This window comes from Psychrobacter sp. LV10R520-6 (assembly GCF_900182925.1).
In the GTDB taxonomy this organism is placed as follows: Bacteria; Pseudomonadota; Gammaproteobacteria; order Pseudomonadales; family Moraxellaceae; genus Psychrobacter.
This window is the reverse complement of the sequence record NZ_LT900024.1, coordinates 129,353-142,296: the sequence shown is the minus strand read 5'-3', so window position 1 is coordinate 142,296 and position 12,944 is coordinate 129,353. Positions and strand designations below refer to the sequence as shown.

Below are 12,944 nucleotides of genomic sequence, written 5' to 3'. Positions count from 1 at the left end.
TATATAAACGAAGTATTGCATTTACTATTTTCTTACCCTTATACTTTTTATTGTTCTTATTTTATATTTTTAATTGGATAACGCTCATGTTTACTTGCGATGTTGCCTCCATTTATCTTTCTCCACTACCGCCACTATTATCGGCTAATGTGCCTGCAGTAGGTTTTACTCCGGATAACCCGTTACTGGGTATTCCTGAATGGCTGACGCAAATCAATGAGGATATCAGCCGAGAGCTTGAACGTGGCGTCAATATCCGCCAGTTGGTAGAAGCACGTGCCTGTGCCATTGATGGCTTGCTTATCACCTTGTTCTCCTGGTTCGAGCTTGATAAAACTGATTTGGCCCTGTTTGCCACCGGTGGCTATGGCCGCGGTGAGTTGTCGCTATATTCAGATGTGGATATTTTGCTGCTGTCTCCTAGTGATATTGATAACAACGTCAGCACAAAAATTGATCGCTTGGTCGCCATGCTATGGGATATTGGCCTTGAACCGGCATTATCAGTGCGCAGTGTCGATGACTGCTTAGAGGCGGCGAGTGATCATACGATTGCCAGTAGTTTGTTAGAAGCCAGATCGCTCATTGGCAATGAAGTCTTACAGGATGTGCCAAACGATATCGTCAATAAATTGTGGTCACAGCGTGATTTTTATGACGTGAAGATTGCCGAGGCCAAGTCGCGTTACCTTCAGCACAATGCCACAGAATATAACCTTGAGCCTAATATTAAGACGGCCCCTGGCGGTCTACGTGATATTCATATCATCGGCTGGGTGACTAAGCGTTACTTTCGGGTCGGTAAGCTTTACGACTTGGTACAGCAAGACTTTTTGACCGAAAAAGAGTTCGATGAGCTGAACTTTTCAGAAGTTTACTTGTGGCAAATACGCCATTATTTGCATGAGCTGACCGGACGCAATGAAAACAAACTGCTATTTGATTATCAACGCGACATTGCCCAGCGTATGGGTTACGAGACCCAGCCGGATGATCAGCCTAATGCAGCGGTAGAGCGCTTTATGCGCGACTATTATCGCTGTGCCATGCAAATATCGACGCTATCCGAGATGCTGATCAATCACTACTACGAGACTATTATAGAGCCGCAGTTACCGGATGATGAGCGCCCAAACAAACGCCCCCTTAATGCCCACTTCAATCAAATCGGTGAGCAAATTGCAATGGCGCATCACAGAGTTTTTGCCCAGCATCCTGAAGCGATTTTAGAGATGTTTTTGCTTATGGGTCAATATGGGATTAAAAACGTCCGTACTAGAACTTTACGCGCGCTAAAAGTTGCAGCGCGCGGTATTGATCAAAACTATCGTGATAATCCTGAACATCAAGCGTTGTTTTTGGCCAACTTAAAAGAACAAAACTATCTTTTTCACCGCTTACGTGCCATGAATCGCTACGGAGTGTTGGGCAACTATATCCCAGCCTTCGCGCAAGTGACTGGCCTGATGCAATATGATTTATTCCATCGTTATACGGTCGATGCCCATACGCTGTTCTTGATTCGAATTTTGCACCGCTTTACTGATGAACGCTTTTATCAAGACTTTCCGCTGGTTAGTTCCATTTTTCAGCGTATCGAGCGCAAAGAGATTTTGGTATTGGCAGCGATGTTCCACGATATTGCCAAAGGTCGCGGCGGCAATCACAGTCAGCTTGGCGAAACTGAGTCGATTAATTTTTGTTTGGCACATGGTATGAGTAAAGCGGATGCTCGTTTGGTTGGTTGGCTGACGCGCTATCATCTTTTGATGTCGATGACTGCACAGAAAAAAGACATCTCTGATCCTGAAGTGGTCACTGTTTTTGCAGATCTAATCGGCAATGTAACCCACCTCAATCATCTATACGTACTGACAGTCGCTGATATGAACGCCACCAATCCACAGCTATGGAACAGCTGGCGGGCGACACTCATGAAGCAGCTCTACTCACAAACACGTCGTATTTTACGCGCTGATATTGATGCGCCAACCAATCGTCAAGAGATGATCGGTGCCACGCGCAAACAAGCGCTTACGATGCTAGATAATGTCGATAATCAGCATATGAATCGCGATGAGGTGCTTAGATTGTGGGACGATTTGGGCGATGAGTACTTTTTGCGAGAAATTGCAGAAGATATCTTATGGCATACCGAGGCCATATTGAACCATCCGCCTATTGGCTACGCTTCTAACGCTGATAGCGCGCCGCTGGTCGTACTGCGTGAGCATCGAGAACTGGCACTTGATGCTGTACAGGTTTTTGTTTATACCCAAGATCAGGTCAACTTATTCGCCGTGACTATGGCCGTGTTTGATCAGATGAATTTAGACGTTTTGGATGCGCGTATTATTACCGCTACCCGCGATTTTGCCTTGGATTCTTACGTGCTACTGGATCGCAGTGGTACGCTATTAGTCGATGAAGACAGTCAGCAAGAGCTTAAACAGCGATTGATTGATGCCTTCAAAAATCCGACCGTACCTAAACTTACTCATAAGCGTATCCCGCGCCAGCTGAGACATTTTGAAGTAGCTACTACCATCAGCTTTGAGTTTAATGAAGCCTCGGATCAACATATTATGAGTTTGCAGACGCTGGATCAGCCGGGGCTCTTAGCGCGAGTAGGACAGGTGTTTTTGCAACAAAAAATCGAGGTTCACGCTGCGCGCATTACTACTTTAGGCGAGCGCGCAGAAGATATGTTTACTATCAGTGACCAAGACGATAAACCGTTATCTGCTGATAAGCTCGAAACGTTGCAGGCCGCTCTAAGAGCGAGTCTTAGCATACGTAGTGATGGCACTTATGCTTAGTGGAAGGCTTAATGAAAAGCTTAGTGAAAGATTTAATAGCAGGATTAATAGAGGTTATGATTTAAAGAGCATTACTTAAAAAACACTTAGATCATGCTTTTGTAGATCATCTCGCCGGCATAGGGTGTCAGTTCATCGTCGGCAAGCTCTGGAGGTAATACCCTTGCCGATATTTCATTCTCAGATAACAACAGCCGTCCGGCTTCAATCTCTTTTTGCAATAGACATTGCAAGCTGCCCAAGCGTAACTGCGCTTCATAACGCTCATGAATACGCTGCAAAGAGATAGGCGCATGGGCGTGAATATCAGGAAAAATACTATCAGACGCTAAGATAACCATCTCATTGAGTGCCGTTTCACGTACTAAATCGGCCGTATTGATACGGTTTTGAAGATGATTAACCAACCGACCTCTTAAGGTAAACATGATGACAAAAATCAGCGTTTGTATGCCAAATAAGACAATATATCCCCATAATGGTAATGACATCTGTAGCAATTTTCCCAACAGCATCAGTACAGTAGCTACCACCACATAGCTGACCAATTGCCATAGCAACCACATAATCAAACTGTTATCCCCAAACCAAAACATCCGCCGTTCTCTAAGCATAACAAGGCGCTGACGTGCTTGCCACCATTGCTGCTCACGACGTTGTAGCTCTTTATAAAATTCCGTGCGCTGCTCACTATTATTGGAGAAAATAGGCATATCAGTCAGTTATCCTTACAGTAAATCACTCTAATGCGCGATGGTCGTTGCATTTATTTTTATAAGCTATCGATAATAAGACAAAAAATAAGAGAAGTGCTACACTGCTAAAATGTAACTTTTCTTTATAACTTTATAACTAATTGTCTATTATAGTTATCACACTTACCAATCACAACTTATAGTTACCACACTTATGAACCACAACTTAACGCATCTGCACCCTTATCCTTTTGCTAAAATGGCTACTTTGCTTGCTAACAGTAGCCCCGCCGCTCTTTATTCTGAGATTAAACTGGGTATTGGTGAACCAAAGCATGCTCCGCCAGCATTTGTATTGGACGCATTAAAAGAAAATCTGGACAAAATATGTCTTTATCCAACCACCAATGGCACTTTTGAGCTACGTCAAACCATTGCTCATTGGCTTGAGAAGCGATTTTTTCTCCATCATGTCGATGCCAATACTGAAGTTTTACCTGTAATGGGCACGCGCGAAGCGATTTTTAGTTTTGCTCAAGCGGTTATTGACCATAAAGCAGATACAGAGACTAATAAAGATTCCAGCCCAGAAACCAGTACACAAAACAACCAACCGTCTTCACAACATCATAATCCCGTCATTATGATGCCCAATCCGTTTTATCAAATCTACGAAGGCGCAGCGATACTTGCGCAGGCAACGCCGTACTTTGTGCCCTGTACACATGACAATAATTTTAAAGGTGACTACCGCGCGGTACCAAAAGAAGTTTGGGCGCGAACGCAGCTGTTATTTGTCTGTAGCCCGAACAATCCTACCGGCTCGGTAATGACCCTGGACGACTGGGAGATGCTCATTCGTCTGTCAGACCAATATGGCTTTATCATCGCTAGTGATGAATGCTATAGCGAGCTGTACTTTGATGCTGCGCCCATAGGCTTGCTCCAAGCATGCACCGCTCTGGGTCGTGATGACTTTAAAAACTGCGTGGTGTTTCATTCCTTATCCAAGCGCTCAAACCTACCCGGTCTACGCTCAGGCTTTATCGCTGGCGATGCCAATATTTTGCAATCTTATTTACAATATCGCACCTATCAAGGCTGTGCGATGCCGATACCACATCAGCTTGCCTCTATCGCGGCTTGGCAAGATGAAAAGCATGTGGCGCAAAACCGTGCATTGTATCGAGAAAAATTTGCGCTATGGATGGCTGAGTTAGGTGAGCTATTGGATCTACGGATGCCAGAAGCTGGGTTTTACTTTTGGGTGAAGGTCCCTGAGCAGTTCGACTGCGATGATGAGATGTTTGTTAAAGCGCTATATGAACAAGCCAATATTCATGCGCTGGCAGGACGTTACTTATCGCGGGAAGTTAAAGGTAAGAATCCAGGACAAGGCTACGTCCGTATTGCCCTGGTGGCCAGCGTTGAGGAGAGTCGCGAGGCTATCAGTCGTATTCGTAAACTGCTTATCGCCTAAGCCTATTAAACAAACTGAGACCTCAAGAGCGAAAATATTAAGGAGCTAAAAAAATTGAGCATCTAAAAACTCAAAAATATCCTTGATAGCTCATTGCTAAATCCCTGCTAATATCAATGTTATCAGGGATTAGCAGCAAGATAGTGCTATAGTAGAAATAGTCCTACTACCTGCCGCCTATTATACGTTGCTCGTTGAACGTGCCATCAAGGATGATGCCATGCCCCATCTTGATTTTACCCAACCTCCCTTTGACGTCTTAAGCTCAGCTGAGCGCCAAAGCCTCAAAAAAAATACCCAAGTCCGTTATCTTGCCAAACAAGAAACCTTAGCCGCTGATGATCTACAGTACTTTTTTGTGGTGCTAAAAGGACAAGTTGAGCAACTGCTTGATGGCAAGTTTGTCGCTATTTACTTAGGCAGTAATCATTCCGACCATCTCAACAGTAATGACTGGTTTGACAGTCGTCGCACGCCTGAATCACGCACTAGAGCGCACACTCAAGAGAATGAAAATACGCAGTACTATCAATTCCGTGCTGCCGAGGACTCCTTGCTGCTACAAATTAATGGGGCGGCAATTGATAGAATTAGCGCGCAAAATCATTTGGTGCGCCAACTATTATCAGATAAGCTCCCTGAACGACTAAAGGCTTTGCAACAGCGGCGCAGTGCACAAGGAGTAGGCGCTAGCAGCTATACCGCTCAGCAAGAAGTACAGCAAATTATGTTCCAGCCGGTGACCGATGTCATTTTATTACCCGTACATATTGTCGGCGCTGATAGCAGCTTATATCAGGCGGCACGTATCATGACTGAAGCGAGACTGAAACACGTGCTGGTACGACCATCAGGGCATTTAGAAGATACAAACAGCTCAGATCGTACGCTGGGGATTCTAACCGATACTGACATCTGCCGCGCCGTCAGCGATCAGCAAGACCCTGCCACTACTTTATGCCAACGCTATGCTAGCTTTAATCTGCGTACTATTGACGCTAACGATGAGATTGGCGATGCGCTATTAACCATGACCCGCTACCGTATTCACCGCCTGCCCGTGATTGATGCTAACGGCAACGTAACAGGTGTACTGGGTCAAAGCGATATGCTCGCTCATATCGGCCATCACTCCCAACTTATTAGTATCGAAATTGAACAAGCTAAAGACTTAACCAGCCTCGATACCGCTGTTGAGTTGATTGGCCGCTATATTCGAGTGCAGCAGCAAAACGGGGTCAAAATTGGTATCGTTAGCCGAATGGTACAGACACTCAATGCGCAAGTATTTACTAAGCTGTGGCGATTGATTGTTCCCGATGAGGTTATGTCGAATACCTGCGTGATTGTCATGGGTTCAGAAGGGCGCGGTGAGCAGATCATGCGTACAGACCAAGATAATGCCCTGATTATTAGAGATGGCTATTCGCATCCTGATTTAGCAGAGTTTGCTGAGACCTTTAATAACCAGTTAGCAAACCTTGGCTATCCACTATGCGAAGGCAATATTATGATGACCAACCCCATGTGGCGACAGCCAATCAAGCCATTCAAAGCACAAATCAGCTTATGGTTTAAAAATACCGATCCTATGCATGGCATTTGGTTATCAGCGATACTCGATGGTGAATACGTTTGCGGTGATGAGGCATTGCTAACACAGATTCGCGAACATCTAAAAGTGGCACATCGACAAGCAGATGGTATGTTCGTACGGCAGTTTGTTCGTGCCGCCTTACAGTTCGGCGAAGTCAATCAGTGGTGGCAAAAATTCGCCCCTCTACTGGGTAAACCCAACTCGCATGACATTGATCTCAAAAAATCAGGACTTTTCCCACTGGTGCACGGCATCCGCACGCTAGCGTTAGAGCATGACATTTTACAGGTTCCTAGCTCCAGAGACCGACTAAAAGCGCTAGTGCAAGCCAGCGTATTAACGCAAGAGCGCGCGGATAATTTAGGTGAGGCATTGGAGTTTTTTATGGCACAGCGCTTAGCCGTAGCGCTAGCTACAGATGATAAGTATGCGCGGCAAGTTGACCCAACCACCTTGTCTGCTCTTGAGCGTGACGTATTAAAAGAGTGTCTCGCGGTGGTCAAAAGCTTTAAAAACCAGCTACGTCGGCACTATCAGCTAGAGATAGGATAGCAGTTAGAGATAGGACAAACAGCTTGAGATGGATAGAGAGGCTAACTTATGCTAACTATGGATTATGCGCTATGGATTTGGAAATGTTATGAGCTGGCTTAAGCAGTTAACGACCTCTTGGCAAAAATCGCAGCTACAGCGCCCAGAGCTGGCATCCATGTTTGCGCCGCCAGTAGCTGAGCGCTGGGTCGCCATCGACTGTGAGATGACCGGTCTTAATCCGAGAAAGCATCATCTATTATCAGTAGCAGCAATTCATATCAATGACAATACCATCGATAGCGGCAACGGTCTGCATCTGGTCTGCCGCCCGCCAGTGATGCCCAATCGCGATACCATTGTCATTCATGGCTTACGGACAGCCGACGTTGAGCATGGCATCAGCTACGACGAGATGCTGGCGTTGCTACTGCCCTTCATTGGTAATCGACCGATAGTAGGGTTTTGTCCGCAGATAGATACTGGGTTTTTGAACCCCTTAGTCAAGCGCTATATGGGCACTGCCCTACCTAATGAAGTAATTGATGTCCGCCAATTATACAGTCGGCGCATGGGCGGTCATACCCAAGGTATTCCCAATCAATCACAGCATTTGACCAATATTCTGGCTCATTACGATATTCCCGAATTGGGTACTCACGATGCCTATAATGATGCGGTGATGACCGCAATGGCTTTTTTGCATGTGCGCTGATATTCTTATAGTCGATTCAAAATAAAAAAAATACGTTTATAGCAACGCGTTTATCTTTGGCAAGTTTGCCCCTGCAATCCTTTTATCCCTATACTGTGCCTACGCTCACTTAACAACTCATGTTACTATGGATGGTTTTTAATACCTGACGATAGATTTCCCATGCGAGCTACTTCTCAACTTTTTCATACCTTTTCAGTTAGCGCCACCAGTAACGCTCCCAGTACTTACCTTATTGCGATGTCACCACCCCACATTAAGTCGCGCACCAAGCTAAATACCCTGCTAGGATTGGCCTTATTAGCACCGCTCAGCGCTCAGGCTGCATTGCCAGAAGCCATTCAAACGGCGCTCACTCGGGCAGAGTTAACGCCTACTGATATTAGTATCCTCATAACCCCAGTCGGCGAGAAGAATGCCAGTCGCTTGCCACTTCCAATTCAAGTTATTGATAGTAGTCTCAATCATAACACCCCTAATAATAGTAGTCCGGTACCTGCAGCAAACACGACCCTTACTATTAAAGAAAGTACGGTTATTACGGTCAGTAAGCAGGACATTCAACAAAAAGAAAGTCAACTCCACGCTTATACCGATGATGCTTATACTTACCAAAGTGTCAAAAGTACACCCTCAATACTACCAATGAGCTCTGGCATTACTACTCCTTCTACTGATATTAAGAGCGCTTCACCCTCTATCAAACCTGTAGCAGCGCCTTTGCTCAGCCATGAACCCAATATCGCACGCCTGCCTGCCAGCACCATGAAGCTCATTACTACCTTTATTGCTCTAGATACGTTGGGCGCTGACTTTGTTTGGCACACGCGGGTTTACCATACCGGAATGATAATTGGCAATCGTCTGTACGGTGACCTCATTATTCAAGGCAGCGGTGATCCAAAAATGACTCACAAGCGCCTGCAACAACTGCTGTATAAAGTACAGAAAACAGGTATTCATCATATTGATGGTGACATCATTATCGATAGCGCTATCTTTAAAAATGTTAGTAAGAATCCTGCTGACTTTGATAACGCCCCGCTGCGTCCTTATAACGCCAGTCCTGATGGGTTTTTGGTTAACTTTAGCAGTATGGGTATTCAAAGTTATCCGCTAGATAAGGGACAAGCGCAGCTGATTTATACTCCCCAGCTGGCAAACTATCAGCTGCCCAGTTTAATCAATACACGCCCAGCCGCTTGTGCTCGAGCCAAACGCAGTTTAGCACCGCAGTGGCAAGCGGATAAATTAACGCTCAACGCCAAGCTGCCAGACAGTTGCGGTAAGCATTTATTTTATGTGGCCTATCCCAATGCCAAGGACTTTGCCGCCCGCGTGGTCGCCGAAAAATGGCAACAGCTGGGTAATACGCTTAGCGGAAAAGTGCTTACGCAAGAAACACCTTATAAATCTGCTAAAACTAACCAAACAAAAAACAGTTTGGCATCACTGCCACTCTCGCCACTGCCCATTGTTAGCTATCCATCGCTGCCACTTGTCCAGCAAATATATGATATCAACCACTTCTCTAACAATGTCATGGCCGAGCAAGTGGCATTGTCATTGGGTGCTTATGGTCAAGGTAATTTAGCCAAAACTGATCTGGCTCATGCTAATACAACAGGCGCAACCAGCTTATACCAATTTGGTCAGCCAAAACCTACCGACTATCCAGCCGCGCTACAGAGCATTAATCAGTGGTGGCAAATGAATCTAACCACAGCGCCGCCGCATCTGACCAATGGTTCAGGATTATGCCGCGACTGTACCGTTACCGCGGCCAACTTAAGCGAGCTATTAACCTACACTTATAACCACCCAAGCTTTGGTGCTTATGTCGATTCCTTGGGCGTGGCTGGCGTTACTGGTACTATCGCGGCTCATAGCGAACGCTTACCGGACTCAGCCGCGATTGGACGCGCATGGATAAAGACCGGTACCTTAAAAAACGTCACTGCAATGGCAGGTTATGTCAAAGGGCAATCAGGTAAGGACTATACCGTGGTAGGATTGATTAACACCAAGCAGGCATTAAACCCTTATACTGCAAGACCAGTATTAGATGCCATGTTGGACTGGACGGCCCAGCACTAATAGTCATCCAGAAGACTCTTCTGGTCTTATGGGTGTGACAGGTAGGCGCTAAAAAGCAAGTATTACCCTTTTAATTACGATGTTTTCTAATTACATTATTTTTTAATCTTAGTATAGGCAAGCTTATGTCACGCACAATGCCCAATCTTAGCAAGAAGCGTCAGGTTCAACCAAACCGTTCTGGGCAATCCCAAAAGACCCACTTGGTACAATACGTGGGCTTTTTTGCGGTTGGTTATATTCTTGCTAGCGCCATATTTATGATGATTCAAACCCAAATACCGCTCAGCTCGCAGCTGGTGACGGCCTTATCCATTCTAATTGGCGCATATATTGCGGTAAATAAATTCATCAAGCATCAACACCGCGCGCTCACAAACAGCGAGATGAATCGCCTTACCATAGGTAGTATTGGAGCGGTTTGGTTACTGACCACCATTTATTTGCTTGGTTTATGGCTATTTCTTTTCGATGCTGTCAGCCGTGAAGTCTTAATTGAAATGACAGTTCAGCAGCCCTTACCGCTGCTAAGTGCGCTAGTGATGATATTGCTACTGACCTTGGTCAGTGCTCGCCTAGGTATTTGGATATTTAATCGACTGCTTGCCCCTAAATAAAATACTCATAAACGAACCGTATGTGCTTTTAACCCGAACATGCTACAAACTTTTTTCACCCTTGCTAAGCAAATTCCGTTAGGCTAACTTAAAGCGGTCGTGTCTTTATGTACGAGCGACCCAACATCATCACTAGGAGCGAGCATCATGGATATGTTAATTTTTGATAGTATAGACAAGCTTGGCCGTATCGTCCTGACAGCAGTCATGGTTTATGTCCTCATTGTTGTCACCACCAAAATCTCTGGCAAGCGCGCCACCTCCCAGCTTAATAATTTTGATTGGATTGTTACCGTGATGATCGGTTCCTTGGGAGCCAGTACCATTTTGCTCGAAAGCATTCCCTTCATAGAAGGTGGTGTATCTATCGTAGTGCTATACATGTTGCAGTTTGTGGTGACCAAATATGCTTCTATATCACCACAATTTAGCAGCGTTCTATTGTCTGAGCCGCGTATCGTCTTCTATCAAGGGCAGTTTTTGCCGGAGGCCATGCGCGATGAACGCCTGACCCGTCAAGAGATTGAATGCGCCATGCGTTCCGACGGTATTAGGAACCTAGATGATGTTGAGGCCGTTGTTTTTGAATCTGATGCCAAACTAACCGTTATTCCTAAAAATAAAGAGGCGTCAGACAATGATACCGTCGCTGAGACACTTGCACCATTGACCGATTGATGAAGTCTGGTCGTCATATAAAAACGACTCAAATAAAGTGAAATAAACCTTATTTTTATTATAACCTTCATTATAACTATAGAATATAAAGGACAACTAGCAATGAAAGTACGACTTTTGACCGTTGGTAATAAAATGCCCAGTTGGGTGCAAAGCGGTTTTAATGAATATTATAAACGTATTCAACCGATGCTGAGCACCGAAATCGTTGAACTTGCTGCTGCCAAACGTGCTAAAAGTCCGTCTGACGCCAATTTAGCGCAGTACCGTGAGCAAGAAGGACAGACAATATTAGCCGCCCACGCTACAGCTGGACGCGAACAGCTGTGGGTATTAGATGTCAAAGGTAAGATGCTATCGACGGAAGGCTTGGCTGATAAACTGGCGGAGGCCATGCAGCAAGGTGATGATATTGCGCTGGTCATTGGCGGCGCAGATGGGGTATCACAGGAAGTATTGGCAAAGGCAGATGTGAAATGGTCGTTATCAGCGCTGACACTGCCGCATCCCTTAGTACGTGTGGTGTTAATGGAACAGTTATATCGGGCGATGAGTATCAATCACAATCATCCTTATCATCGTGGTAATTGAAAGATGGCAATTAAAAAGCGACATTTAAAGATTGGCATTTAGAGACTGGTATTTAACAATAGTTAAATAAAACAAGTGGAAAACTCACAGCTATAAAATAGTAATAGTAAAACAGATTGAAAAACCCGCGCGCGCCCTAATAAACTTTGCATGAGCTATTCAAAACCTGCTAAACCTAACGTCTCCCATCCTAATCAATATCGCGTTCATAATCGCAATGTTGCCGACGCAGCCACGCCTATATCTGCGGCGGTGGCTTGGGAAGATGCGCCTGCCGGATTGACGAATGCGGCGCGCTTGCCAGCGCTATTTATCTCGCATGGTGCCCCAACCCTTGCTATTGAACAGTCCGCAACGACTAGCGCATTGGCACGTATGGGACAAAACTTGCCCAAGCCGCGTGCGATTGTCATTATGTCTGCGCATTGGTTGTCCTCTAAGCTTGAAATCAGCAGCAACCCTCAGCCAAAAACATGGCATGACTTTTCGGGCTTAGATCCTGAGTTATATCAATTAGAGTATCCGGCGGCAGGTCATGCTCCGCTTGCTGAGTCACTTGCCCAGCAGTTGAATGCGCACGATATCGCTTGTAGTGTCAATCCGATACGAGTTTGTGATCATGGCGTATGGGCACCGCTTCGGCATCTATATCCTCAAGCCGATGTCCCTATCGTCCAAATCTCCTTACCACAGCATTATGACAGTATCGCTTGCTATCAGTTAGGCGCACAGCTGGCGCGTTTACTTGATGAGCAAATAATGATTATTGGCTCAGGGAATATTACTCATAATTTACAAAAATTACGCTGGGAAGCAGCTAGTATCGACTCGGCCGCCAAAGACTTTAAACTGTGGTTACTGCAACAGCTTAAAACGGACATTCCTACTGCGTTAGATTGGCAACAGTATCCCGATTATCAAAATATCCACCCAAGTGATGAACATTTATTACCATTATTCTTTGCATTAGGGGCTGGTCAACGGGTCTCTGTTGTTCATGAAAGTATGGCCCATCATAGCTTAGGTATGGATATTTATCGCTTTGATTAATAGCCCTTTGATTGGTTTTAGAGTTAATACCAAATAAAATAGCCACACTCATCAAATACTCCATAGCTAGTATT

Annotated in this window: 10 protein-coding genes; 9 read left to right on the top strand and 1 reads right to left on the bottom strand. The window is 45.2% G+C overall.

The window, feature by feature from the left end; all coding sequences use genetic code 11:
- Nucleotides 1–86 precede the first annotated feature (86 nt).
- Nucleotides 87–2,819 carry a [protein-PII] uridylyltransferase gene (gene glnD, locus U1P77_RS00570; RefSeq protein ID WP_321155541.1) on the top strand — a complete coding sequence of 911 codons (2,733 nt, stop codon included), beginning with the start codon at nucleotides 87–89 and terminating at the stop codon, nucleotides 2,817–2,819.
- Nucleotides 2,820–2,905: 86 nt separating this feature from the next.
- Here the strand turns inward: glnD and U1P77_RS00565 are convergent, their stop codons facing one another.
- On the bottom strand, nucleotides 2,906–3,532 hold the full coding sequence (locus tag U1P77_RS00565; protein ID WP_321155540.1) for a hypothetical protein: 627 nt from the start codon (nucleotides 3,530–3,532) through the stop codon (nucleotides 2,906–2,908).
- 196 nt (nucleotides 3,533–3,728) lie between these two features.
- On the opposite strand from U1P77_RS00565, the gene dapC reads away from it, so the two are divergent.
- From dapC to U1P77_RS00525, 8 genes are all read left to right on the top strand, one after another.
- Nucleotides 3,729–4,994: a succinyldiaminopimelate transaminase gene (gene dapC, locus U1P77_RS00560; protein WP_321155539.1), complete on the top strand. Its 1,266-nt coding sequence runs from the start codon at nucleotides 3,729–3,731 to the stop codon at nucleotides 4,992–4,994.
- A gap of 220 nt (nucleotides 4,995–5,214) precedes the next feature.
- Nucleotides 5,215–7,143 carry a DUF294 nucleotidyltransferase-like domain-containing protein gene (locus tag U1P77_RS00555; protein WP_321155538.1) on the top strand — a complete coding sequence of 643 codons (1,929 nt, stop codon included), beginning with the start codon at nucleotides 5,215–5,217 and terminating at the stop codon, nucleotides 7,141–7,143.
- An 88-nt stretch (nucleotides 7,144–7,231) separates the two neighbouring features.
- Nucleotides 7,232–7,837, top strand: coding sequence for a 3'-5' exonuclease (locus U1P77_RS00550; RefSeq protein WP_321155537.1), 606 nt, complete (start codon nucleotides 7,232–7,234; stop codon nucleotides 7,835–7,837).
- A gap of 162 nt (nucleotides 7,838–7,999) precedes the next feature.
- Nucleotides 8,000–9,934: a D-alanyl-D-alanine carboxypeptidase/D-alanyl-D-alanine-endopeptidase gene (locus U1P77_RS00545; RefSeq protein WP_321155536.1), complete on the top strand. Its 1,935-nt coding sequence runs from the start codon at nucleotides 8,000–8,002 to the stop codon at nucleotides 9,932–9,934.
- 125 nt (nucleotides 9,935–10,059) lie between these two features.
- Complete coding sequence (locus U1P77_RS00540) at nucleotides 10,060–10,551, top strand: ABZJ_00895 family protein (RefSeq protein ID WP_321155535.1); 492 nt, start codon at nucleotides 10,060–10,062, stop codon at nucleotides 10,549–10,551.
- Nucleotides 10,552–10,698: 147 nt separating this feature from the next.
- Nucleotides 10,699–11,229 carry a DUF421 domain-containing protein gene (locus tag U1P77_RS00535; RefSeq protein WP_321155534.1) on the top strand — a complete coding sequence of 177 codons (531 nt, stop codon included), beginning with the start codon at nucleotides 10,699–10,701 and terminating at the stop codon, nucleotides 11,227–11,229.
- A gap of 102 nt (nucleotides 11,230–11,331) precedes the next feature.
- Nucleotides 11,332–11,820 (top strand): 23S rRNA (pseudouridine(1915)-N(3))-methyltransferase RlmH, encoded by a 489-nt coding sequence (gene rlmH / locus U1P77_RS00530; protein WP_321155533.1) that lies wholly within the window; start codon nucleotides 11,332–11,334, stop codon nucleotides 11,818–11,820.
- Between the two features lie 150 nt (nucleotides 11,821–11,970).
- The gene (locus U1P77_RS00525) at nucleotides 11,971–12,870 is read left to right on the top strand and encodes a DODA-type extradiol aromatic ring-opening family dioxygenase (protein ID WP_321155532.1); all 900 of its coding nucleotides are present in this window, start codon (nucleotides 11,971–11,973) and stop codon (nucleotides 12,868–12,870) included.
- Nucleotides 12,871–12,944 lie beyond the last annotated feature (74 nt).